We start from the raw sequence: 23,361 nt of genomic DNA, 5'->3' as shown, positions 1-23,361 counted from the left end.
TCGCCGTCAACCAACCATCTCGGCTCGGAGACTACCGCGAGAGCGGTTTAGTACTCAGACTGAACTGAGGCCTTCACTGTTGTCGCGCGGCCGGCAGCTTCCGACCCAAAGGCGGCCTCCACAGGCCCGATCTGGTTACCTCGAAGCAGTCGCTGGGGCCGAGCTACGGTACAAATGTGTTGGCGCCGACTCAGAGTTGGCCCAGGGGGGCGGACAGATACAGCGGTGCGACAGAAATTGTCAGCCGAGCTCAAGGATGTCTTCGCAATCGTGGGGCGTTCGCATAGTCAGGGTGGAAGTCCGTCAGGGGCAAGACGCCGGTACCCCGGTGACTCGACGCGCAGCGCGACACCCGGACCCACCGGGATCTCCCAGGGTCAGATCCGCCGCAGTAATCGCCCCGGCGCCCCCAACGCCCCCGTTTTGTCGACGCAGTCGACCCGGCTCGCTGCGGGGCGACATCCCTCAACACCAGGCGGGGCGATCCTGCCGGCCTCCACGGTCGCCATAAGCCCACCCTTGCTGGCAAGTTGTGCAAATCGAGGCTATGATGAGCATCAACTTGGACGAGGCTAAAATGACAAACTTAAGCGAGAAGACCGCCCCCGCAAAGGCATCGGCCATGCGCCGTGCAGTGCAGCCAGCAACTGCCGCCGCAGTCGCAAGGAAGTCGGGGCGGGCTGGGGAGGCCGATGTCATGGTTTATCAGCAGGGCGCCGGGCACTCGAAGACTTTGGAAGAGTCGGTCGTCAAGCGAGTCAAGGTGAACATGGCGCCCGGCAAGGGCAGGTCGATCACTTACGTTCACTCCAAGGGCGTCGACGCATTTGTGACCCGCGTCGCCAAAGCGACCCCGATGGAGATCGTCGAGGTCGAGCGGCACGGGATTGACAGCATCTTTCTGAAAGACTTGTCCAAGTACATGGATGTCCCAGCTGTGCGCATCTTCGACATCGTCGGCATCCCCAAGGCGACGGCAGAGAAGAAGGTTGCGGCGAAGGCACTGATTGCAGGTGCCGGAGGCCAAGCGGCCCTCGGCCTCGCACGGCTACTGGCCATCGCCAAGGGCATCGTCGAGAACTCGACGGCCGCGGAAGCAAAGGGCTTTGATGTTGCCAAGTGGCTAGGCCACTGGATCGAGCGCCCCCAGCCCGCGTTAGGCGGCCGGAAGCCAGCTGATCTCATCGGCACGCCGACCGGACTCGACATGGTCACCAGAGTCCTAGGTGCCGTCGAGAGCGGGGCTTACCAGTGATCCTCTGGCGAATCGCTGCCGACACCAGGACTTATGGCGCCGGCGACCTAAGTGGCGCTGGCGCGGCGAAGAGTCCGGGTCGCTGGAACGATATTGGACAACCCGTCCTGTACACCGCACCGACGATCGCGATTGCGGTGCTGGAGACAGCTGCGCACATCGACGATGGCGGACTTCCACTGAATCGCTATCTAGTCGAGATCACGGTACCGGACACAACATGGTCTGCCAGAGACATTCTGGACACAAGCAAGCTCGACATCACCTGGTCGGCCATTCCCTCAGGACGCGGTAGCGTGAAGCCGGGCTCCGACTGGATAAGGGGAGGTACGGCAGCACTTCTCGTTGTTCCCTCGGTCATCGTGCCCGAGGAGCCGGCTGTGATCATCAACACGGGTCATCCTGACGCCGCTGGCCTCAAGGCACGAATCGTACGCCTGTTCGAGTACAACCGCCTGTTCCGCGCAGCTTAGACGCTCACCGCATAGGTAGACCTAAGGCCGACCCCCGGCTGCCCGCGCCGCTCCGGCAGGGTTTCCGCCATAAGCAGGCAGCTGTTTGACTTCTCCGCTCAAATGCCACGAGGGCATGGCACGCCATTGGCGACCGCATGATGGGCGGCATTTCCCCTAAGCAGTCTGCGTGCCGATCCCGCCGGATATGTGCCGGCATTGACGGAATAGGCTAACTCCGCAGCAGTCGCTCGGCGATGGCAGCTTATGGCCGGCAGCGCCAGTTCGCGGCCCTCTTCGGGAGCCGACCTTGGTCGGCAATGGCTGGAGCATTGGAAGTCAGCTTGCTGGCAAGCCCTTGTGCTCACACTGCCGGCCAGATGCCGACCTTGCTGGGTGGCCTGCCAATGCCTGCTTCAGAAGGTGTTTCCAGTCAGTTCAGCCTTGTCAACTGGCGATCGCGATGCGTGCCTCGAACAGGTAGCTGGCCAGCGCTTGCGTGATCGTCGGCATGGCGCTGGCTGCGGTGGCAGGCAAGGTCACGTTGACGATCAATCCCCTGGTCCCGCCGGCGCTGACCTCCACAAGCGCATCCGGCAACTGATGCTCTTCACTCAGTACGGTGCTGACCAGTCTCGCGGCGGCATCGCAGCGCAGCTCGGGTTTGAAAATCTTGCCTACCGATGTCACAGGGATGGCGTCGACAATGTAGAAGTGCTTGGGCCAGGCGGGGCGCTCGCCGATGTGTTGCTGTGCGTGGGCGTGCAACTCGGCATCACTCACAAGCGCACCAGGGCGCAAGGTCAGAAAGCACACCGGCAATTCGCCCGCATAGCCGTCGGGCATGCCCACCGCAGCGGCCAGCGCCACGGCGGCGTGCTCCGCCATGGCGTTCTCGATCATCACCGGGTCGATGTTGTGGCCGCTGCGGATGATCAGGTCTTTGGAGCGCCCGGCCATGTAAAGGCGCCCCTGTTCGTCGGTGTAGCCCAGGTCACCGGTGTTGAGAACGCCGTTGTCGAAGATGCCGGCGTCGTGCGACGGGTTGCGGTAGCCCGGCGACACGTGGGGCCCGCTCACACTGACCACGCCGACCTCCCCCGTGTTGCAAACCTCACCCAGTTGCCCGTCGGTGCCGAATCGGCGAACCTCCACGCGCGTGTAGGGCAGCGCCCAGCCCACCGATCCCGCCTGGCTCGCGCCGGCAAACGGGTCGTAAGCGATCAGGCCTGATGCCTCGGTCATGCCGTAGACCTCGTACAGGTTGCAACCCGTCACCTGACGGAAACGGTTGCCCACCGCTGGCGGCAACAGGGCTGCGCCGGTGACGCCGGCACGCACCGAGCTGATGTCGGCGCCATCCAGCGGAACCTCCAGTACGGCGCCCATCGAGGTGGGCACACCCCCCACCAGCGTGGCCTTGTACTGCGCCACCAGGCGCCAGAACCCTTGCACCATCGCGGGCGTACGCAGACCACCCGGTGACATCACCAGCAGCTCCATGCCCGCCAGGAACACGCCCAACCCACAGGCGATCGTGCCGGCGACGTGGAAGAGCGGGAAGGTGCCGGTGAAAACATCATCGGACCGGTAGTTGCCCATGGCCGCACCGCCAAACGCGGCGGTGAGTTGTCCACGGTGCGTATGGGCAACCAGCTTGGGTGTGCCGGTGGTGCCGCCGGTGTGAAAGTAGGCCGCCACGTCGTCGTCTTTGCCGGGTTCGCCGAAGACCAGATGGTCTTCCGGTTGCGCCGCCAGCGCGGTGTGAAAGTCGATCACGCCCTCAACAGCCGGTGTGCCGGGCGGCGCCACGCGGATCAGCGTGAGACCGGGCAAACGCTCCCGCAAAGCCAAGGCCTTTTGCCAGATGTCCAGCACCGGGTGTGGCCCCAGGGCCACCAGAATGCGCGAGTCAGACGCTTCAAGCAATGCGGCGATGTGCTCGATCTGCAGCAGGAAATTGATCGGTACTGCATAGCCAGCCGTCTCGGCGCCCCACAGCGTGGCGTGCGTCTCGATCAGGCTGGGCAGCATGTAGGCCACGCCCGGGCGGGGTCCGCCCAGGCTGTGAAACAGGTTGGCCGAGCGCCGCACCATGCCCAGCAACTGGGCGTAGTTGACGCGGCGGGGCTGTTCGTCCGGGGCGCCAGTCATGATCATGGTCACGGCGGTGCGCTCGGGCTGACGCGCGGCGGAGCCAATGAAAACGTCGAGCACACTGCGCTCGGGCAAACGCTGTTCCAGCGTCATGGCGGCTTCGAACTGCCTTAACTCGTCGAGTGTGCGGATGGGAAATTCGTTGAAGGTTGCCATGGCACGCTCCTGTTGGGTTGGTGTGCCATGGTGGCAGGATTGATCCAGGACTCCCGACGGAATACCCTTGGTTCGTGCCCATCAAGGGGCCTCGGATCGGTGCACGGCATCCCTGAACGTCGGGTGATGTCATCACTTGTGTGGCCCGAGGGTGGCCTCCTGATCCATTTTTATGGAGTTCAATGATCACACTGGTGGCCACGAGATTGAGTACGGCGGGGTTTTCGAGTCATCGCCCCCTCCCGCCAGACAGGCATTGCCGTTTCGTGGGCGAACTTCTGCTGCGGGTCGAGAGCGTCAGGCCAGGTCATGAGAAAGCGGTCGTACCTGAAACGAATCAGCCGCCCAGGGGCGGCTGAAGTAACGCCTTCGCTGAGTCTCGTTGGTGAAGGTCGTTCGCCGTCGTGCAGTGATCGACCATGCAAGCGACCGCTCTACTGATGGCACCAAGCCCACGGTGGAGAGAGTGGAACGTGCTTTTCCTCGCCACTACCGTGCCCGATAGGTCCCACAGGTTTGACCCGTCCAGCGTTTGAACGCACGCTGAAAAGTTGGGCTGTCGCTAAATCCCAATTCGCTGGCCAGCTGCACAAGCGACACCCGTGACGACGATAGCCGCGAAATGGCGAGATCGCGCCGCAGGTCATCCTTCAGCCATTGCAGCGACGTATGCTCTGCCGCCAGGTGGCGCTGAAGACTGGACGGAGTGGTGCGGATCCTGGACGCCACTTCTTCAAGGGATGGCCACTGCGGGTAACTGCGCATAAGGCAGTTGCGCACCCGCTGGCTCACTGTGCCAAAGTTTCTGGGTGGTGAGAGAACTTGGGTGTAGGCATCGGTGAGAAAGGAGCGCAGTGCTGGCTCGTCGCGGCTCACGGGCGTCTTCAGTTCTGAGCTTTTGAACCAAAAACCGAACGCGGCTTGTTCATAGAGTCTTGTCGCAGGGAAGACCAGGTCGTAGAGCTCTGGTTGGAGCGGCTTGGGGTACGTGAAGCTGAAATGCAGCACAGGCAGGGGAACGTTGATCAGCCAGGCCGCCAGGCGCCACATCACGCGCACCATGGTTTCCTCGGCAAACGGGGCGATGTGCCCTGAAGGGACCGTGGCTTGCATGTGCATGCCGGCTTCATCGCCCTGGACTTGAAGCGAGAACGTGATGTCGTCCTGCAAAACGTTCAGTGCCGATGTCATCCGCTTGATGGCGTCTCGCAGGTCGGATGCCGACAGTCCTTCACGCGCCGTCAAGGCGAAGCTGCCCGGCTTGAATGGACGGGAAAAAAGTCCCAGGCATTCGTCCTTTGAATCGTTCATGAGTGCATAGAAAAGCGCCGCGTATTGCATGGGCGTCACACCCGTGTGGCCGGGTGTGCGCAACGCCACCGGGTCCACCCCAATCTGGCGTAGATGGCCATCGATGTCGATCCCTTTGTTCTCCAGGCCCGAGAGCAATCCCATCACAAAAACAGGTGCAATCGACGTCCCGGTGTTTACCCTAGATTTTCGAGTTTTGAGGTCTTTTGCCATCGTTGTCCAATTTTCGCCTATCGCAGAGCCAAGGGTCCAAGCCTAGCATCCATCCCATCTTGCAGGCCCGATTTTTCGGGGCGTTGACCGTCGGTAAACACGAGGATTTTTATGACACGAGATGTGCATGTGGTCGGGGTCGGAATGATCCCGTTCACCAAGCCCGGGGCCAATGAGCCTTACCCCCAAATGGGGTCGGAAGCCACCCGCGCAGCGCTGACAGATGCCGGCATCGGCTACGAGTTGGTGCAGCAGGCCTATGTGGGCTATGTCTATGGCGACTCCACGGCCGGTCAGCGCGCGCTGTACGAAGTGGGCATGTCCGGCATCCCGGTGGTGAACGTCAACAACAACTGCTCTACCGGTTCGACTGCATTGTTTCTGGCGCGCCAGGCGGTGACCAGTGGTGCGGTGGATTGCGCGCTTGCGATGGGTTTTGAGCACATGAACCCGGGCGCCTTGGGTGCGGTTTTCAACGACCGCCCCAGCCCGTTTGAGCGCTTTGATGCGGCCACCGACGCGTTGGTGCAAGCCGACCTGCCGCTTGCCCTGCGTTACTTCGCCGGCGCTGGCAAAGCCCATATGGACGAATTCGGCACACCGCTCAACACCTTCGCCAAGATTCGCGCCAAGGCCAGCCGCCACGCCTCCAACAACCCACTGGCGGTGTTCCGCACCGTGGTGACCGAGCAAGAAGTGATGGAAGCCAAGATGCTGTGGCCCGGCGTGTTGACCCGACTGATGGCTTGCCCACCCACTTGCGGTGCTGCAGCCGCCATCGTCTGTTCGGCCGAATTCGCGAAGAAGCACGGCCTGGACCAGCGCGTGCGTATCCGCGCGCAGGCCATGACCACCGACCGCCCGATCACCTTTGAAGCGCATGACATGCGCGAAGTGGTGGGCTTCAGCATGGCCAGGGCCGCAGCGCAACAGGTGTACGAAGCCGCGGGTGTGGGTCCGCAGGACATCGATGTGGTCGAACTGCACGACTGCTTCGCACAGAACGAACTGCTGAGCTACGAAGCACTGGGCCTGTGTCCGATTGGCGGTGCTGAAAAGTTCGTGGACGACGGCGACAACACATACGGGGGCAAGGTCGTGACCAACCCTTCGGGCGGCCTGCTCAGCAAAGGCCACCCGCTGGGCGCCACCGGTCTGGCGCAGTGCTTTGAACTCACGCACCAATTGCGCGGCACTGCCGAGCAGCGCCAGGTGGACGGCGCACGTCTTGCGCTGCAGCACAACCTGGGTCTGGGCGGCGCCTGCGTCGTCACCCTGTACGAAAAAGCCTGAAGCTGGAGACACCTGCATGATCGACAAAAAATGGATCGGCCACGTGCTGCCTTCCTCGGAGATGGCACTGGACCGGAGCCGCCTGCGCTTCTTTGCCAAAGCGATTGGGGAGACCGCACCCGAATACATCGACGTGCAAGCCGCACAAGCAGCGGGTTACGCCGACCTGCCAGCACCGCCCACGTTCCTGTTCGGCGCCGAACTCGATTCGGGTGCCACCGACGAGCTGCTCAACCTGCTGGCGGTGCCCATCGCCAGGCTGCTGCACGGTGAACAGAGTTTCACCTTCCACCAGGGCGCCTGTGCCGGCGACACCATCACGGTGCAATCTGAAATCAGCGACATCTACGACAAGAAAAACGGCGCACTCGAGTTCGTGGTCAAGACCTCGCGCGCCACCAACCAGAAGAACGAAACGGTCGCCGAGATGCGCACCGTGCTCGTCGTCCGCAACTGAAACGATGACCCCCATGACACAACAAACGCCTACGTTCGCTCGGATTCAGGTCGGCGACACGCTGCCCGCGTTGCAGCTGCCCGCGGTGGACCGCACCACACTGGCCCTGTTTGCCGGGGCCTCCGGCGACCACAACCCCATGCACATCGACACCGACGTGGCGCGCCGCGCCGGCATGCCCGATGTGTTTGCCCAAGGCATGCTGGGCATGGCCTGGTTGGGCCGCGTGGTCACCGCCTGGGCGCCTCAAAGCCGGTTGCGCCGGTTTGACGCGCGCTTCCAGGGCATCACGCACCTGGGCAACGCCATGCGCTGCACAGGCCGCGTCACGGAGAAGCTCGAACACAACGGTGAGCACTGCGTTCGCATCGAACTGGCCAGCGCCAACCAGTTTGGACAAACCAAGATCGTTGGCGAAGCCCTGGTGGCCCTGCCTTAAACCCATTCAAGGAAAAACATGAGCAAGAAACTCGAAGGCAAAGTCGCCCTGATCACCGGGTCGGGCCGCGGTATCGGTCGCTCCATCGCCCTCAAGCTCGCCGCCGAAGGCGCCCGTGTGGTCGTGAATGACCTGGACGAGGCGCCGGCCCAGGAGGTGGTCGCTGCGATCCGCGCAACGGGTGGCCAGGCGGTTGCCTGCGTGGGAAGTGTCACCGCGCCCGACTTTGCCGAGCGCTTCATTGGCACCGCCGTGAGCGAATTCAAAGGCCTGGACATCATCGTCAACAACGCCGGCTACACCTGGGACAACGTGGTGCAGAAGATGACCGACGAGCAGTGGTACGCCATGATGGACGTGCACCTCACCGCGCCGTTTCGCATCCTGCGTGCCGCGCAACCGGTGATGCGTGCGCTCGCCAAACAGGAAAAAGAAGCGGGCCAAACGGTGGTTCGCAAGGTGGTCAACATCTCGTCGGTGGCGGGATTGTTTGGCAACGCCGGCCAGACCAACTATTCCACCGCCAAGGCCGGCATTGTCGGCATGACGCAGACGCTGGCCAAGGAGTGGGGCCGCATGAACGTGACGGTCAACTGCGTGGCTTATGGCTTCATCAAGACCCGTCTGACGGTGAGTGCTGACAGCGATGCGACCGAGAACATCGACGGTCGCGAGATCAAGGTGGGGGTGAACCCCGACCTGATGGCGGCCATGGAGCGCATGATCCCGCTGGGCCGCGGTGGCTCGCCCGACGAAGCGGCTGGTGCGGTCTATCTGCTGTGCATTCCCGAGTCCGACTACGTGAGCGGTCAGACGCTGATGTGCAGCGGCGGCTTGACGGGGATCTGACGCCATGAGCATGCTGCCCCAGCTTTACCGCCACGCCTGGATGGACGAAGAGATCGAGGCTTTCCGCGTACAGGCGCGCCGTTACATCGAGCGTGAGATGGTGCCGCACCTGGACGGCTGGCGCCGCCAGGGCTTTATTCCGCGCGAGGTCTGGCGCGCCTTTGGTGAACTCGGTTTTCTGATGCCTGAGTTGGCCGAAGCCTACGGCGGTGCCGGGGCCAACCTGGCTTACCAGTTGGTGGTGCAAGACGAACTGGCACGCGCCGAGGTGCCCGCCAACTCGGCGGTGCACACCATAGCCGCACATTACATCGTCGATTACGGCACCGAAGAGCAGAAGCAGCGCTGGCTGCCCAGGCTGGCCAGCGGCGAACTGCTGGCGGGAATTGCGCTGACCGAGCCCGGTTGTGGCTCCGACTTGAAAGCGCTGCGCACCAAGGCCGGCAAAGACGGCGAACACTATGTGATCGACGGCGCCAAAACCTTCATCACCAACGGCTACACCGCCAACCTGCTGGTGGTGGCCGTGCGCACCGGCGGGCCTGGCGGCAGCGGTGTGTCGTTGCTGGTGCTGGAAACCGAAGACCTCCCGGGTTTTCGCGTCGGTCGACGCCTGGAGAAGCTGGGACAGCATGCATCGGACACCGCCGAGCTGTTTTTTGACGGCGTGCGCGTGAGCGCAGACCGCCTGCTGGGCGAGCAGGAAGGGCAGGGCTTTCGCCAGTTGATGAGCCAGTTGCCTTTTGAGCGTTTGATGCTGGCCGTCCCCGCGGCTGCGGTGATCGAACTGGCGGTCGCCCTCACGGTCGAGTACACCCAGGGCCGAAAGGCTTTTGGCCAGAGCGTGTTCGACTTCCAGAACACCCGCTTCAAGCTCGCCGAATGCGCCACGCTGGCCCACGTGGTGCGCAGCTTTGTCAACGACTGCATCCAGCGCCTGCTGGACGGCACGCTCGACGACGAAGCCGCCTACATGGCGAAGTGGTGGTGCACCGAGCAGCAAGGCAAGGTGACCGACGAATGCCTGCAGCTCTTCGGAGGCTACGGTTACATGGCCGAGTACCCGATCGCGAGGCTCTATGCAGACGCTCGCATTCAACGCATCTATGGCGGCACCACCGAGATCATGAAAGATCTGATCGCCCGGAGGCTCGGCGCATGAGCACAGCGCTGTCTTCACCACTGGCCGGTGTGCGCATTGTCGAGTTCGAGGGCATTGGTCCGGGTCCGTTGGCTGCGCGCATGCTGGCCGACATGGGTGCCGAGGTCACGGTGATTGCGCGCCCGCAGCAAGGCGCCGTGACGGCGCAGCTGGGTGGCACTGGCGAGAACCCCATGCGGTTGGGCAAAGCCGTGGTGATTCTGGACTTGAAGCAAGGCGCGGCCCGTGAGCAGGCGCTGGCCTTGGTGGCGCATGCCGACGCGCTGATTGAGGGCAATCGCCCCGGCGTGATGGAGCGACTGGGTCTGGGGCCGGCGGAGTGCGCCAGGGCCAACCCGCGCATCGTTTATGGCCGCATGACCGGCTGGGGCCAGAGCGGCCCGCTGGCGCAGGTCGCTGGGCACGATCTGAATTACGTCGCGCTCTCCGGGCTGCTCTCGCTATCGGCGCACCGGGGCGAGCGTCCCATCGTGCCGCCGACCGTGGTGGGCGACGCCAGCGGAGCGCTGGGCTTGGCGTTTGGCATGGTGTGCGCGATTCTTCAGGCGCGCGGCAGCGGCCAAGGCTGTGTCGTGGACGCCGCCATTGTTGACGTCGTGGCCATGCTCGGCGGCATTGCGCATTGGATTCGCAGCAGCGGTCAGTTAGACGGTCCGCAGCCGAGTCCGTTTCACGACTCGCCCTTCTACGACGTGTACCGCTGCGCGGACGGTGGTCACATCACGCTGGGCGCGCTGGAGCCGCAGTTCTACGCGCTGCTGATCGACAAACTGGGCTTGACTGATGTTGAACTGAAACAGCAGTTTGACCACCGCACCTGGCCTGCGCTGAAGGCGCGCCTGGTGGCGCTTTTCGCCAGCCAGCCGCGTGCCCATTGGGAGGCGCTGCTGGAGGGTACCGATGTCTGCTTCGCACCTGTTCTGAGCGTGGAGGAAGCGGCGCAGCACCCACACAACACGGCTCGGGGCACCTTCCAGCGCACGCCCTCAGGCAACCTGTGCAGTGTGGCCGCTCCGCGTTTTCATCAACTGCCCGGAGCCAACACCCATGACTGAAGCGACGCGCCAACCGGCCATGCTGGAAGCACGTGGCCTCACCCTGAAGTTCGGCGGCGTCACCGCACTGGCCGACATCTCGGTGGACATCGGACAGCAGGAACTGGTGGCGCTCATCGGCCCCAACGGCGCCGGCAAAAGTTCGCTGCTGAATGTGCTGTCCGGGTTCTATCGACCGAGCCAGGGCAGCGTGCGATTTGATGGCGCGGATATCGGCCACCTGCCCGTGCACCGTGTGGCCCAGACGGGGCTGGTGAGAACTTTTCAGGGCACCCACTTGTTGCCGCACATGAGTGTGCTCGACAACATTCTGGTGGGGCGCTACATGCACATGAAGAGCACCCTGACCACCGCCTTCTTTTACTACCCCTTTGCACACCGCGAAGAGATTGCGCAGCGGGCCATTGCCGAAGAGATCCTCGGATTCCTCGAGCTGGAACACCTGCGTCACCAGAAGGTGGGCACGCTGGGTTACGGCATGCGCAAGCGGGTCGATCTCGGTCGTGCGCTGGCCATGGAACCGCGCATGCTGCTGCTGGACGAACCCATGGCCGGGATGAACGGGGAAGAGAAGGAAGACCTTGCCCGTTTCATTCTGGACATCCGCGAATCGCGGCAAATTCCGGTGGTGCTGGTCGAGCATGACATGGGTGTGGTGATGGACATCGCCGACCGCGTGATTGTGCTGAATTTCGGTCGCAAGATCGCCGACGCTTCGCCCGCCGCCGTGCAGCAAGACGAGCACGTGATCTCGGCCTATCTGGGAGGAAAGGCATGAGCGCCCACACAACCAAGCCACCACAGACACTGCCCCAGTGGCTGCTGCACAACGCGACCACCCGTTCGGCGGAAGTGGCGCAGCGGCACAAGCTTGACGGCGTGTGGAAAGAATTCACCTGGGCCGATGTGCGCGACGAGGTGTGCGCACTGACGCTGGGCTTGCGCGCACGCGGCGTGCAGCGTGGCGACACCGTGGTGCTGCTGAGTGAAAACCGGCCGCAACTCTATTGGGCGGAGTGGGCTGCGATGGCGGTCGGCGCCAAAGTCGTGGCTCTGTATCCGGACGCGGCAGAAGCTGAGCTGGATTACGTGGTGGCGGATGCGCAGGCCGTCTGTGTGTTCGCGGAGGACCAGGAGCAGGTCGACAAAGTGCTGCCCGTGATGGAGCGACACCGCGGTCTGCACACCGTCGTGTGGTGGGAACCAGGGGGCCTCTGGTCGTATGAGAACGAGGGCTTGCTGGGCTGGGAAGCCTTCAGGGGAACCGCGACGCCAGCCGACAGGACGTGGTTCGAGGAGGCGGTCGCCAAAGGGCAAAGCGGCGACATCGCCGTGCTGTCCTACACATCGGGCACCACCGGCGCGCCGAAGGGCGTGATCACCACGCACGCCTCCTTGTTGCACAACGCCGACCTGATCGGCAGGACGGTGCAGGTGCCCGCGGGTTGCGAGTACCTGTCGTACATCCCGCTGTCGTGGGCCACCGAACAATGGGTGGGTGTCACCCTCGGGCTCATGGCGCCCATGCGCGTGAGCTTCGCCGAGCGGCCAGACCAGATTCAGGAAGCGATTCGTGAGCTGGCCTGTGAGATGGTGTTCTTCGGACCGCGCCAGTGGGAGAGCCTGGCCGCACGTGTGCATGCGCGCATGCTGGATGCGGCCCCGTGGCGACAGAAAGTGGTCGACTGGGGCATTCGCATCGGTCGACTGGCGCGTGCAGATCAGCTCGACATGCGCACACGTGCGTGGTGGGTGCGTGCGCTGCTGCCCCTGGCAGACCTGCTGGTGCTGAAGCCCTTGCGCGATCAGCTCGGTCTCAAGGGCGCCCGGATCGCTTTCACGGGTGGCGCTGCTGTGGCGCCCGACATCTTTCGGCTGTTTGCATCCATGGGTGTGATGCTGCGCAACGTGTATGGCTGCAGCGAGTTCGGCCTGATCACCGTGCACCAGGGTGAGCGTGTCAACGCCGAAACGATTGGCGAGCCGGTCACGCTGCACAGCGCCTGGGGCGAGCCGATGGAATGGCGTCTGAGCGAGGGCGGTGGTCTGGAAGTGCGCGGCGGTGCAGGCTTTGCCGGTTACTGGGGAAAGCCGGAGAAAAGTGCGGAGAAGATGAGCGAGGGATGGCTGCTGACCGGCGATGCGGTCGGACAGGGGCCCAGCAAGACCGAACTGATCTACTACGACCGCCTGGAGCACATGACCCGGCTGCAGAGTGGTCACCTGTTTTCCAAGCAGTTCATTGAGGTGCGCCTGCGTTTTTCACCCTACATCCGCGAGGTGATGGTGGTGGGCGATCCGACCCGGGAGCGGGTCACCGCTCTGGTGAACATCGACGGCGATGTGTTTGGACGCTGGGCTGAACGCAATGGCGTGTCGTACACCACTTTCACCGATTTGTCGCAACGCCCCGAGGTGCTTGCTCAGGTGGCGAAGGAAATCGAGCGCGTCAACCAGGTCTTGCCGCAACCCGCGCGGCTCTCGCACTTTGTGAACTTGCCCAAAGAGCTGGACGCGGACGAAGGCGAACTGACCCGCACCCGCAAGCTCAAGCGCGATTTCATCGAGCAGCGCTACGGCGTGCTCATCGAGGCGATGTACGCAGACCAGCCCAGCACGTCGATCGAAATTCCGGTGCGCTACCAGGATGGCCGATCCGGCGTGCTCCGGGCCGACGTCACAACCGGGCATGTGTCCTCAGGTATGTCCAACGGAGACAAAAACCCATGATCGACTTTTTCAACTACGTGCTGAACGGCTTCCTTCAGGGGCAGATCTACGCCCTGCTGGCGCTCGGATTCATGGTTATTTACCGTGCCAGCAAGGTGTTCAACTTTGCCCAGGGCGAGCTCATGATGCTGGGTGCGTACACGGTCTGGACACTGACCCTGGGCGCGAACCTCTCGCCCTGGCTGGCCATTCCGCTGGCCTTCATCTGCGCCATCGCCTACGGCTGGCTGATCGAGCGGCTCTTCTTCGAGCGGCTGGTCGGCGAGTCGGTGTTCTCGATGGTGATGGTCACGATCGGTCTGGTGATCCTGATTCGCGGGGCCGTGCTGGTGGTGTGGGGCCCGGCGGACCGCTCGTTCCCGACGCTTCTGCCACCGGCGCCGCTGATTGTGGGCGACATGATCTTCCCCTCGTCGCTGCTGTTCGGCGCGGTGCTCACGCTGTTCGCCACGCTGGGGCTGTCCTGGTTCTTCAATCGCACCCGCGCCGGGCTCACGCTCACCGCCGTGGCAGAAGAGCCCACCACCGCCATCTCGCTGGGCATCTCGGTCAAGCGCGCCGTCACCCTGGCCTGGATGATGGGCTCGGTGATCGCGACGGCTGGAGCCATCGTGCTGCTCAGTGGCCGTTCGCTCACCGTGGGCACCGCTGACGTGGCGCTCGCCGCCCTGCCGGTGGCGTTGCTCGCGGGCCTTGAATCCATTGGCGGTCTGATCATCGCAGGCGCCATCGTTGGCATCGTGCAGGCACTGGTGGCTGCGTATGTCGATCCTGCCATCGGCGGTTCGGCCTCGTCCATCGTGCCCTTCGTGTTCATGTTGTTCATTCTGCTGGTGCGACCCACCGGCCTGTTTGGCTGGCGCCATGTGGAGCGTGTGTGATGGATCCGTCCGGTACTTTCTTCACGAACTACGCGGGTGACCGCTCCCTGGTGCGCACCCGCGCCCAATGGATCTGCCTGCTGGCCTTGGTGCTGGTGCTCGCAACACTGCCATGGTGGGCTTCGGACCGCTGGATCAGCATTGGCTACACCACCTTCATCACCGCTGTGGCGGTGGTGGGACTGCAGATCTGCACCGGTTACGCAGGGCAGATCAACCTGGGGCAATCCGCCTTCATGGGTGTGGGCGCCTATGGCGCAGGATTGGCCCTGCTGGCTGGCTGGAACGCCGTGGCGGCGCTGCTCATGGGCGGCGCGGGTGCGGCGGTTTTTGGCGTGATGTTTGGTCTCACGGCCTCGCGCATCAAGGGCTTTTACCTCGCACTGACCACCATTGCTGCCCAGGCCATTTTCCATTTCCTGGTGCTCAACCTGCCGGGCTCATGGCTGGGCGGGGCGGGCGGTCTGCACGTGGAGTCGGTCTCGGCATTCGGTCTGTCGCTCGGCAACGATCGCGCCATCTACTGGTTTTCGCTGGTGGTGCTGATCGTGATGGTGGCGGGGGCCTTCGGCATCGTGCGTTCGCGTCACGGCCGCAGCTTCGAAGCCGTGCGCGATGACGACGTTGCCGCCGGCATGATGGGCATTCCCGTGGCCGCCACCAAGGCGCGCGCGTTTCTCGTCAGCGCCTTCTACGCCGGTGTGGCCGGGGGGCTCTGGGTGGTGGCTCTGCGGCACGTGTCGGTGGAGCAGTTCACGCTGTTCAACGCCATCTGGATGATCGCCATGATGATCGTCGGCGGCCTCGGCTCCATCACGGGCGCACTGGTCGGCACCGCCATGATCCAGCTCGCCCGCGAGGGTGTCACCAGCCTTGGGCCCCGATTTGTGGAATGGGTGCCGGCCCTGGGGCAAGACTTCGTCTTCGCCGCGATGAATGTGCTGCTGGGCACCGTGATCATCCTTTTCCTGCTCTTCGAACCGAAGGGCGTGATGTACCGCGTCCAGATCACCAAAAAGGCGTACCGCCTTTGGCCTTTCCCGTACTGACCGCCGGGGGCGGCAGATTTTTTCAACCCAGGAGACATCATGAAAAACTTGAAAACATGGGCAGCCCGCGCCGCCATCGTGGCCGGCATGGCCTCATCCTTCGTTGCGCCCGCCAACGCGCAAACCGTGTACCAGGTGCCTGCGATGGCCGACTTTTCCGGGCCCTTCGCGGCCATCATGCCGATGGTCGGCCCGGGCCGCGAGAGCGTGGTCGCCTGGTGGAACGCGGAAGTCGGCGCTGGACTGGGTGTGAAGCTTGAGATCAAGGCCTACGACACGCGCTACGACACGGCGCAGACCGCCAGCCTGTGGCCTGGCGTGCTGGCCACCAAGCCCCTGGTCGGACTGGCGCTGGGCGGTCCCGACACGTCCGCGCTGCAACAGCGCCTGCCCACCGACAAGGTGCCCATGGTCCTTGCATCAGCGACCAACGGCTTTGGCTGGCGACCCAACCAGTGGGTGATGTCCACCCGGCCCACCTTTGTCCATGAGATCGGCGGCTTCGTCGAGTGGTTTCAGAAAAACAAGGTTGGCGGCACGCGCCCGGTGAAAGTCGCGATGTTCACCACGGAGGCGTCACCCACCTTCGCGGACGTGGGCAAAGGCGTCATAGCCTACGCCAAGGCCAACCCCGCGATGATGAGTCTGGTTGAGATGGTCTATGTCGAGCCGCAGCCGGCTGACCTGACGCTGCAACTGCGCCGCGTGCTCAACGCAGGCGCTGAACTGATCCTGGTGCCCACCAATATCCAGCAGGCAGTGGCGGTCAAGCGCGCGATGCAGGCCCTGGGGAAAAATGTGCCGATCGCTCTGAGCATTCACAACTCGCCCGCGATGCTGCAAAGGCTTCTGGGCAGCATGGCGGCCATGGAGGGGGACTACGAAGTGCATTCCGGGGTGATCGCAACCGAGGAAGACACCGACGCCAAGAAGTTCTACGACATGCTCGTGGCCAAGTACGGCATGAAGGCACCGTGGCACTCGCTCACCACCATCGGCATGAACCAGTCGATCGTGATGGTCCGTGCGGTGGAAGCCGCAGCGAAGAAACACGGCGGTGACAAGCTCACGGGCGAGCTGATCTACAACACGCTGATCGAGACCAACTTTTCAGCCAAGGATTTTCTCGGGATGACCGGCGGCGACATCGACTTCTCCGTCGAAGCGCCGTTCCCGACCAAAGATCCGCGCGTCAACATCGGCCAGGTGGTGGGCGGCAAGCTGACCACGGTGGCCAAGGGCGTGCCAGTGCCCAAGCTCGCCAAATGGTGAAAGTGAGGGCCCTCCGTGTCTGAACCGCTGATCGTTCTCAACAACGTCGAGGTGCTCTACGCCGACGTGATCCTTTCGCTCAAAGGCATCACGCTGGCGGTGGCCTCGGGAGGGTGCACTGTGCTGCTCGGCCCCAATGGAGCAGGCAAGAGCACCACCCTGAAGACCATCTCCGGCATGCTGGACGTGGAGGAAGGCCGCGTGTCTTCGGGCAGCGTGCGCTTGCTGGGCAGGGACATCACTGGCACGTCCACCGAGCAGATGGTGGCCGATGGCGTGGTGCACGTGGTCGAAGGCCGCAAGGTGCTGCGCCACATGACAGCCGAACAGAACCTGATCGTGGGCGGCCACCGGCTCGCACGCCTGTCTGAGGTACAGCAAGGTCTGGAGCGCGTCTATGGGTTGATTCCGCGCCTGGCAGAGTTGCGCACGCGCACCGCCGGATACCTCTCCGGGGGCGAACAGCAATTGCTCCTGATTGGGCGCGCCATGATGGCGCGACCCAAGCTGCTGATGATCGACGAACCGTCATTGGGCCTCGCGCCCATGATGGTGAGCGAGATCTTCGAACTGCTCGGCAAGCTGCGGGCAGAAGGGGTGTCCTTGCTGATCGTGGAGCAGCATGCCCAGGCCGGGCTGGACATTGCGGATCACGGCTACATCCTGGAAAACGGCCGCGTGGTGCTGGAAGGTACTGCCGCCGAGCTGCGGGCCAACGAAGACATCCAGGAGTTCTACCTGGGGCGACAGGCCGGGGGTGAGCGCCGCAACTACCGCGAGGTCAAACACTACCGCCGCCGCAAGCGCTGGCTGGGGTGAAGTCATGACCGAGTTGGACGGCATGGAGTGGCACGCCGATCCGGTCATTGGCCGGATCGTGCTCAACCGACCCGCGCACCACAACGCCCTGGGCCTTGCGACGGCCGGAGCTCTCGCGCGGGCCATTGACGAGGTGTTGATGATGCAACCCCGCGTTGTCGTCATCGAAGCGCGGGGTTCCATTTTCTGCGCCGGTGGCGACATCCGGGAGTTCGAGCAGGCGGGCGATTCGCTTGACCAACTGATCGACGACATCCTGAACCATTTGCTGCCCAGCTACCTCAAGCTCGCGCTGGCCACTTGCCCCATCGTCACGGTGGTGGGCGGCCCGGTGGGCGGCGCAGGGGTGGGCTTGGCGCTTTGCGGGGACTTTGTGCTCGCCAGCGACACCATGAAGCTGCACACAGGGTATGCGGCCCTCGGCCTGTCCCCCGATGTGGGCGCCTCATACTTCCTTGCACGGCGCATTGGCACCGTGCGTGCACAACAATGGCTGATGCTGAGCGACCCGATGGACAGCACGCAGTGTCTGGCTGCTGGCGCGGTGGATCAGGTGCACCCCACAGCCCAGCTGAATGCCATCGCGCAGGCCCTGGTGCAGCGACTGGCTGCTTGTGCACCGGCCTCGCTGACGGCGATGAAGCAACTTTCGCTCGAACGCTCAACACGGTCGCTTCAGGCCTACCTCTCCCTTGAGCAGCAACTGCTCAAGGCATGCGCGAAAACCGCTGACGCACGCGAGGGCATTGCAGCCTTTGTGGCAAAGCGCAAGCCGCTTTTTGGCGGTCACTGATTGCGCCCCGCCATCGCTCTGGACACTCAATGACATCCAAGCTGCATCGTTTTTTTGGGGCGGGTCTTCAGCTTGCGCAGCCCGTCTCCAGAGGAGCGGTCTTTCGGCTGCTGGTCTCACAAACACTTCATTTCTGACGAGCAAGCCATGACGCCAACCTTCTCCACATTGATCGACCTTTTCGCCCACAACGCCGAGGCACATCCGACCGGCGCTGCGGTGATCGTCGATGGCAATGTCCACTCCCATGAGGCGCTCTATGTGGCCATGCAGCGTCAGGCTGCAGCCCTCTCGGCTCTGGGCGTGCAGCAGGGAGACAGAGTCCTCGTGGTCGCCGGGAACCGTACCGAAGTTTTGGTGCTGCTCGGTGCCGCGGCGTGGCTTGGTGCGATGCTGGTGCCTCTCAACCTGCGCCTGTCGGAAGCGGAACTGGCTCAACAGGCCCGCGATGCAACACCCACGGTGGCCGTCGTGGACGCAGCCTGCGAACCGCTGTGGCGCAGCGCATGGCCGGGTGGCATGCCAGGCGTGAGCCTCGTGGTGCTGGAGCCAGCGGCGTGGCCCTCGATCACCTGCGCAGGAACCGCGCCAGCCGCGTCGGTGCCTCGGTGCGATGACGCCGGCTCTGGCGCGCTGATGTTGTACACGGCCGCCGTTGAAGGCCACGCGCGCGGTGCGGTGCTCGCGCAGTCGCAACTCACTGCGTCGGCGCAACAGATCGCACAAACCTGGGGACTGACCGAAGAAGACCGCTGGCTCGGCGTGCTGCCTCTTTTCCACGCGGCCGGCATCGGCCTTTCTCTGGTTTTACTCAGTGTCGGCGGCGCATGCGTGATGCTGCCTCGCTTCGACCCCGCAGCTGCAGTTGCAGCCGTGGAGCAGCATCACGTGACAGTCTGCGCCACCTTCGCGCCCATGCTCACCGGGATGCTTGACGCGGCACATGCCAGCGGCGCTTCGCTGGCCAGCCTGCGCATCGCGATGGGCATGGAACCGCCGGCCGCAGTCGAACGCCTGTGTGCCCTGAGTCCCTTGGTCGCGTTTTGGTCCGCCTATGGACAGGCCGAAGTCTCCAGCATGGTCTGTCTGGGGAGGCAATCTGATCGACCCGGCGCCGCAGGCCAGGCGGTGGCGCCTTCGCAGGTGCGCATTCAGGACGCAGCCGGCAAGCCAGTGCCTGTCGGCGCAGAAGGCGAAATCGCCGTGTCCGGACCCACGGTTTTCCTGGGCTACTGGGACCTGAAAGAGCAACGCCCCTTCAAACCGTCCGACCCCTGGCACCGCACCGGAGACCTTGGTCGCCTGGATGCAGACGGCTGGCTCTGGTATGCAGGCCGTGCACCTCACAAACAGTTGATCAAAACGGGCGGTGAGAACGTGTACCCCGCCGAAGTGGAGCAGGTGCTAATGGAACATCCAGCTGTTGCTGAAGCCTTCGTATTTGGTCAGCCCGACGAAAAATGGGGTGAAGCCATTCACGCCAGATGCGCGCTCAAGCCTGGTGCAAAGGCCACGACCGAGGATCTGATTGGCTTCGTGGAGCGTCGACTGGCAAGGTACAAGCGACCAAAGATCCTGGAAATCATGGATCCCCCTTTGGAGCGAACCGTCCGTCGTGCATAGGGTTGTTTTGATGGTTTTGGCCTGATGGGCTGGGACTCAAGCAGCGACTGCGAGATGGGCGGAACAGGGAAGCGTTCTGGCGCCCATCGCCACTGGCCAAAGACTGATTTGAGCCTGTTCGCGTGAAGTCGACTGACCGAGACGACTGACCGCAACCGCTGGCGGATTCAACCGGTCGATGCAACACAGTCGCTGAACATCTCCTCAAGTTGTCTCGGAATCGTGGGCCGTCAGGACCGGCGACGTCGCACCATGCGCGCCACGGCCACGCCGCCGGCCAGCATCAACGCCCAGGTGGCCGGCTCGGGCACCACCTTGCCCTGGATGGCGCCGAAGTGGTTGCCCGCCGCTCGTGACCCGCCGTGGTGCCCGAGGCCACGAAGGCAGCCGAGTTCACGTCGGTGCCGGAACGCATGGACCGGGTCACGTTGGTGAAGGTGAACCGCAGTGCACCGGTCTGGTCGCCATGAACATCCAGGCTTTCGACATTCCAACCCGGGCCGTTGACGCTGACGTTGTCGGCCGGTGCAGGACCGAGGTTTGAAGTGACGCCCAAGGTGCTTTGCACATCCGACACCAGGACCGACAGGCCACTGCCGTCAACCCAGCGTGTAATCGTTCAGATCGACTGTTTTCACGGCGTTGACGTACTCCCGCGTGAAGCCTGGAAACAGCGCGATCACGCGACCGCTCTCCAGCCGGTACCAACTGCGGCACTGGCTCCACACCGAGCCGCCCAGGCGGGCCTGCAGCCGCTGGTTGTGTGTGGTCATCACGTCAGGCCGCACGTCGATCCAGCGCTGGCCACCCCGGCGCACCGCCTTCATGCAGGCGATGGCGTGCTGCACGCCGGGTTCGATGTAGAGCAAGGTGGACGTGTGGCCCGTGGCGGTGTTGGGCCCGAGCATGAGGAAGAAGTTGGGAAAGCCCGCCACCGTGATGCCGTGGTAAGCCTCGGGACCGGCCTGCCAGCGGGCGCTCAGCGTCTGGCCGTGCAGGCCCGTGACCTTGATCGATGACAGCATGTGTGCCACGTCAAAACCCGTGGCGCAGATCAGGACGTCGACCGGGCGCTCGCGGCCGTCGGAGGTTTGTACGCCGTGGGGTGTGATGCGTTCGATGCCCTGCGTGACCAGCTCCACATGGGGTTGGCTGAGCGCACGGTAGAAGTCGTTTGAATAGATGATGCGTTTGCAGCCGAGCGGATACGTCGGCGTGAGGCGTGTGCGCAAGTCTTCGTCGGGGACCTGCTTCAGCCGGTGTACGGCCGCCGTCTTGAGCATGCCCTTGCGGGCCAGCGTGCCTTCATCGAAACCCCGGCGGCCCCATTCCAGCACCTGGACCCAGCTCCAGCGCACCATCCGGTTGTACAGACCGGACTGGGCGAGCCAGCGATCGACTGCGGTGTAGGGTCGGTCCATGCGGGGGAGAACCCAGTTGGCGGTGCGCTGGAAAACCTGCAGATGCGCTGCTTGTGCCGCAACGGGAGGCACGATTTGTGATGCCGTGGAACCGGTGCCGATCACCGCCACACGCTGGCCTTTCAGTGGGCAGGTGGCGTCCCAGCGGGCCGAGTGCAGTCGGCGGCCCTGAAATTCGTCGAGTCCGGGAATCTCGGGCCACCGTGGCTGACTCAGCGGGCCCGCGCTGCACACGAAGAAGCGCGAGCGCATGCTCTGTGCGTTGCTGGTGGTCAAGGTCCACTGGCCCGTGGCCTCGTCAAAGCTCGCTTCGCTGAGCTGGGTGTTGAAGCGGATGCGGGCGGTGATGCCATGGCGCTCGGCCAGCTCGCGCATGTAGGCCTGGATCTCGGGTGCAGAGGCGAAACGCCGGGTCCAGCGCGGGTTGGGCGCGAAAGAAAACGAATAGGCCGGTGCCGGAACGTCCACGTGTGCGCCAGGGTAGGTGTTGTCCCACCAGGTGCCTCCCAGCCCGGCCTGTTTTTCCAGCAGCACAACGTTGTGGATGCCAGCCTGCTGCAGCTGGATGGCCATGCAAAGACCCGACATGCCTGCACCCAGGATCACCACCTCGTGCTCGGGCATGCCCTCACGCGCGCGAGGCAGGTGCGCGTGCATGAAGGAGACCAGCCGCGTGATGGCTTCATCGGCGCTCTTGAGCACACCACCGTGCAACTGGAAGACATGCCAGCGTCCCTGTGTGATCTCGCAGCGTGATGTCACCCCTGCGGATTGCAGGGCCTCGTGCAGTGCGAGCGCCTGATCGTGCAGCAACTCGTCGGTGCCGGCCTGTATGAGGGTGGGCGGCAGGCCGCGCAGATCGCCGCGAATGGGTGAAATGCCCGGCTCGGTGACAGCGTGTGTGCCCCGGTAAAAGCCCGTGCACGCCAGCGCCCACGGCACGCTGAGCATGGCTTCGCCAGGGGGTGGCGTGGGCAGAGGATCGGGCATCACGGCATCGGCCAGCGGTGACAGCAGCAACAGAGAGGCTGGCGTTGCGCCCCCCGCATCGCGCAGGGCCAGTGCAGCGGCCAGCGCCAGGCCGCCCCCAGCCGAATCACCACCGATGGTGACCGGACCGTCGGCCGCAAGCGCTGCGAAGGCGGCCAGCGCGTCATCGATTGCGGCCGGATAAGGGTGCTCGGGTGCGAGCCGGTAGTCCAGCACGAACACCGGCAGACCGCTGGCCAGCGCCAGTCGAGCCGTGAGGGCGCGGTGCGTGACGGGCGAGCCGATGCAGTAGGCGCCTCCGTGCAGATACAGCAGGGCGCCGGCCGACGCGCCCGCCGTGCCGACCTTGCGACTGCGCACCCACTCCCCTGACACGCCACCCACCGTCCCCGGCGAGATGCTCACCGAGCGCGGAACCGGCAAGGTCAGACGCGCCAGGGCCTGCAGCCATCGGCGCTGGAAGCGGATGGAAAAGCGCGGCGAGAACACCGGCTTGATGAGCATTTGCAGGGCGATGCGCTGCAGCCCGGCCAGCAGGGATTCGAGCAAGCCTTGCGGCTTGAAAACGATGGGGGGTGTGTGTGGTGTCATCGCCCGCCAGTGTAGGCAATCGGCCCAGCCGCTGGCGGCGGCGGGCGATCTGTGCGCGCACCTGTGCGGGCGCCCGGCGTTCACCGTGATGCCACCCTCTTTCACGCCCGTGGCTGGGTTGGGCTGACCGCCCTCCATCTCCACGGAGATGCGCAGTGGGTCCTTCAAGGTGTCTGCTGTGTCGAACAGCGGCTGTTTGTCTTCCTGATTGTCCTTGTTGCAGGCCGACGGCTGGCCCATCATGAGCATGATCAAACCCATGAGGTGGTCGCCCACAAGGCCATCAGCGGTTGCAGACATATGCTGGACGTTGGCAGGCTGACTGACTGCAACGGGCCGAAAGCAACTATTCGCATTGGGGGGCAGCGGTCGCTCAAGGTGAAGTTCGGCAGC

At 63.9% G+C, this 23,361-nt stretch carries 20 protein-coding genes; 16 read left to right on the top strand and 4 right to left on the bottom strand.

Annotation, left to right across the window (positions count from 1 at the left end; translation table 11 throughout):
* The first annotated feature begins 547 nt into the window (after positions 1–547).
* Both QUV35_RS02240 and QUV35_RS02235 read left to right on the top strand, forming a co-directional pair.
* Entirely contained in the window at positions 548–1,255 is a 708-nt protein-coding gene (locus QUV35_RS02240) for an antitoxin Xre/MbcA/ParS toxin-binding domain-containing protein (protein WP_300870516.1), read from the top strand.
* Positions 1,252–1,728 carry an RES family NAD+ phosphorylase gene (locus QUV35_RS02235; protein WP_226463135.1) on the top strand — a complete coding sequence of 159 codons (477 nt, stop codon included), beginning with the start codon at positions 1,252–1,254 and terminating at the stop codon, positions 1,726–1,728. Before QUV35_RS02240 ends, QUV35_RS02235 begins: the two co-directional genes overlap by 4 nt.
* 426 nt (positions 1,729–2,154) lie before the next feature.
* Here QUV35_RS02235 and QUV35_RS02230 read toward each other — a convergent pair whose 3' ends face one another.
* Both QUV35_RS02230 and QUV35_RS02225 read right to left on the bottom strand, forming a co-directional pair.
* Positions 2,155–4,020 (bottom strand): AMP-binding protein, encoded by a 1,866-nt coding sequence (locus QUV35_RS02230; protein ID WP_300870514.1) that lies wholly within the window; start codon positions 4,018–4,020, stop codon positions 2,155–2,157.
* 489 nt (positions 4,021–4,509) lie between these two features.
* Positions 4,510–5,544: an AraC family transcriptional regulator gene (locus tag QUV35_RS02225; RefSeq protein WP_300870512.1), complete on the bottom strand. Its 1,035-nt coding sequence runs from the start codon at positions 5,542–5,544 to the stop codon at positions 4,510–4,512.
* Between the two features lie 111 nt (positions 5,545–5,655).
* Between QUV35_RS02225 and QUV35_RS02220 the strand changes: the two genes are divergently transcribed.
* The 14 genes from QUV35_RS02220 (at position 5,656) to QUV35_RS02155 (ending at position 19,966) form a co-directional block, all read left to right on the top strand.
* Entirely contained in the window at positions 5,656–6,837 is a 1,182-nt protein-coding gene (locus QUV35_RS02220) for a lipid-transfer protein (RefSeq protein WP_300870511.1), read from the top strand.
* 16 nt (positions 6,838–6,853) lie between these two features.
* Positions 6,854–7,294 (top strand): MaoC family dehydratase N-terminal domain-containing protein, encoded by a 441-nt coding sequence (locus tag QUV35_RS02215; RefSeq protein WP_300870510.1) that lies wholly within the window; start codon positions 6,854–6,856, stop codon positions 7,292–7,294.
* A gap of 13 nt (positions 7,295–7,307) precedes the next feature.
* Positions 7,308–7,733, top strand: a complete 426-nt coding sequence (locus tag QUV35_RS02210) for a MaoC/PaaZ C-terminal domain-containing protein (RefSeq protein WP_300870509.1) — start codon at positions 7,308–7,310, stop codon at positions 7,731–7,733.
* Positions 7,734–7,751: 18 nt separating this feature from the next.
* Complete coding sequence (locus QUV35_RS02205; protein ID WP_300870508.1) at positions 7,752–8,582, top strand: SDR family NAD(P)-dependent oxidoreductase; 831 nt, start codon at positions 7,752–7,754, stop codon at positions 8,580–8,582.
* A 10-nt stretch (positions 8,583–8,592) separates the two neighbouring features.
* Positions 8,593–9,744 carry an acyl-CoA dehydrogenase family protein gene (locus QUV35_RS02200; RefSeq protein ID WP_300870528.1) on the top strand — a complete coding sequence of 384 codons (1,152 nt, stop codon included), beginning with the start codon at positions 8,593–8,595 and terminating at the stop codon, positions 9,742–9,744.
* Positions 9,741–10,799 (top strand): CaiB/BaiF CoA-transferase family protein, encoded by a 1,059-nt coding sequence (locus tag QUV35_RS02195; RefSeq protein WP_300870507.1) that lies wholly within the window; start codon positions 9,741–9,743, stop codon positions 10,797–10,799. The genes QUV35_RS02200 and QUV35_RS02195 overlap by 4 nt, the downstream gene beginning before the upstream one ends.
* Entirely contained in the window at positions 10,792–11,577 is a 786-nt protein-coding gene (locus QUV35_RS02190; protein ID WP_300870506.1) for an ABC transporter ATP-binding protein, read from the top strand. Before QUV35_RS02195 ends, QUV35_RS02190 begins: the two co-directional genes overlap by 8 nt.
* Positions 11,574–13,529 (top strand): AMP-binding protein, encoded by a 1,956-nt coding sequence (locus QUV35_RS02185; protein ID WP_300870505.1) that lies wholly within the window; start codon positions 11,574–11,576, stop codon positions 13,527–13,529. The genes QUV35_RS02190 and QUV35_RS02185 overlap by 4 nt, the downstream gene beginning before the upstream one ends.
* Positions 13,526–14,410 carry a branched-chain amino acid ABC transporter permease gene (locus QUV35_RS02180; protein WP_300870504.1) on the top strand — a complete coding sequence of 295 codons (885 nt, stop codon included), beginning with the start codon at positions 13,526–13,528 and terminating at the stop codon, positions 14,408–14,410. Before QUV35_RS02185 ends, QUV35_RS02180 begins: the two co-directional genes overlap by 4 nt.
* Positions 14,410–15,459: a branched-chain amino acid ABC transporter permease gene (locus tag QUV35_RS02175; protein WP_300870503.1), complete on the top strand. Its 1,050-nt coding sequence runs from the start codon at positions 14,410–14,412 to the stop codon at positions 15,457–15,459. Before QUV35_RS02180 ends, QUV35_RS02175 begins: the two co-directional genes overlap by 1 nt.
* A gap of 39 nt (positions 15,460–15,498) precedes the next feature.
* The gene (locus QUV35_RS02170; protein WP_300870502.1) at positions 15,499–16,731 is read left to right on the top strand and encodes an ABC transporter substrate-binding protein; all 1,233 of its coding nucleotides are present in this window, start codon (positions 15,499–15,501) and stop codon (positions 16,729–16,731) included.
* 15 nt (positions 16,732–16,746) lie between these two features.
* Complete coding sequence (locus tag QUV35_RS02165) at positions 16,747–17,550, top strand: ABC transporter ATP-binding protein (RefSeq protein ID WP_300870501.1); 804 nt, start codon at positions 16,747–16,749, stop codon at positions 17,548–17,550.
* A gap of 4 nt (positions 17,551–17,554) precedes the next feature.
* Positions 17,555–18,343, top strand: coding sequence for an enoyl-CoA hydratase-related protein (locus QUV35_RS02160; protein ID WP_300870500.1), 789 nt, complete (start codon positions 17,555–17,557; stop codon positions 18,341–18,343).
* Between the two features lie 147 nt (positions 18,344–18,490).
* A complete protein-coding gene (locus tag QUV35_RS02155; protein ID WP_300870499.1) occupies positions 18,491–19,966 on the top strand; it encodes an AMP-binding protein in 1,476 nt (491 codons plus the stop codon).
* 230 nt (positions 19,967–20,196) lie between these two features.
* Here the strand turns inward: QUV35_RS02155 and QUV35_RS18870 are convergent, their stop codons facing one another.
* Positions 20,197–20,277, bottom strand: coding sequence for a PEP-CTERM sorting domain-containing protein (locus QUV35_RS18870; protein WP_366945385.1), 81 nt, complete (start codon positions 20,275–20,277; stop codon positions 20,197–20,199).
* A gap of 288 nt (positions 20,278–20,565) precedes the next feature.
* The gene (locus QUV35_RS02150) at positions 20,566–23,268 is read right to left on the bottom strand and encodes an FAD-dependent oxidoreductase (RefSeq protein WP_300870498.1); all 2,703 of its coding nucleotides are present in this window, start codon (positions 23,266–23,268) and stop codon (positions 20,566–20,568) included.
* Positions 23,269–23,361: the final 93 nt, after the last annotated feature.

The sequence above is a fragment of the Hydrogenophaga sp. genome (assembly GCF_030373225.1).
Classification (GTDB): Bacteria; Pseudomonadota; Gammaproteobacteria; order Burkholderiales; family Burkholderiaceae_C; genus Hydrogenophaga.
This window is presented reverse-complemented; position numbering and strand designations above follow the sequence as displayed.

Coding starts and splice junctions, on each gene's coding strand:
- QUV35_RS02240 (WP_300870516.1), top strand. CDS start 548: ATGATGAGCATCAACTTGGACGAGGCTAAAATGACAAACTTAAGCGAG.
- QUV35_RS02170 (WP_300870502.1), top strand. CDS start 15,499: ATGAAAAACTTGAAAACATGGGCAGCCCGCGCCGCCATCGTGGCCGGC.
- QUV35_RS02150 (WP_300870498.1), bottom strand. CDS start 23,268: ATGTCTGCAACCGCTGATGGCCTTGTGGGCGACCACCTCATGGGTTTG.
- QUV35_RS02230 (WP_300870514.1), bottom strand. CDS start 4,020: ATGGCAACCTTCAACGAATTTCCCATCCGCACACTCGACGAGTTAAGG.
- QUV35_RS02220 (WP_300870511.1), top strand. CDS start 5,656: ATGACACGAGATGTGCATGTGGTCGGGGTCGGAATGATCCCGTTCACC.
- QUV35_RS02200 (WP_300870528.1), top strand. CDS start 8,593: ATGCTGCCCCAGCTTTACCGCCACGCCTGGATGGACGAAGAGATCGAG.
- QUV35_RS02160 (WP_300870500.1), top strand. CDS start 17,555: ATGACCGAGTTGGACGGCATGGAGTGGCACGCCGATCCGGTCATTGGC.
- QUV35_RS02185 (WP_300870505.1), top strand. CDS start 11,574: ATGAGCGCCCACACAACCAAGCCACCACAGACACTGCCCCAGTGGCTG.
- QUV35_RS02155 (WP_300870499.1), top strand. CDS start 18,491: ATGACGCCAACCTTCTCCACATTGATCGACCTTTTCGCCCACAACGCC.
- QUV35_RS02210 (WP_300870509.1), top strand. CDS start 7,308: ATGACACAACAAACGCCTACGTTCGCTCGGATTCAGGTCGGCGACACG.
- QUV35_RS02180 (WP_300870504.1), top strand. CDS start 13,526: ATGATCGACTTTTTCAACTACGTGCTGAACGGCTTCCTTCAGGGGCAG.
- QUV35_RS02190 (WP_300870506.1), top strand. CDS start 10,792: ATGACTGAAGCGACGCGCCAACCGGCCATGCTGGAAGCACGTGGCCTC.
- QUV35_RS02225 (WP_300870512.1), bottom strand. CDS start 5,544: ATGGCAAAAGACCTCAAAACTCGAAAATCTAGGGTAAACACCGGGACG.
- QUV35_RS02215 (WP_300870510.1), top strand. CDS start 6,854: ATGATCGACAAAAAATGGATCGGCCACGTGCTGCCTTCCTCGGAGATG.
- QUV35_RS02195 (WP_300870507.1), top strand. CDS start 9,741: ATGAGCACAGCGCTGTCTTCACCACTGGCCGGTGTGCGCATTGTCGAG.
- QUV35_RS02175 (WP_300870503.1), top strand. CDS start 14,410: ATGGATCCGTCCGGTACTTTCTTCACGAACTACGCGGGTGACCGCTCC.
- QUV35_RS02205 (WP_300870508.1), top strand. CDS start 7,752: ATGAGCAAGAAACTCGAAGGCAAAGTCGCCCTGATCACCGGGTCGGGC.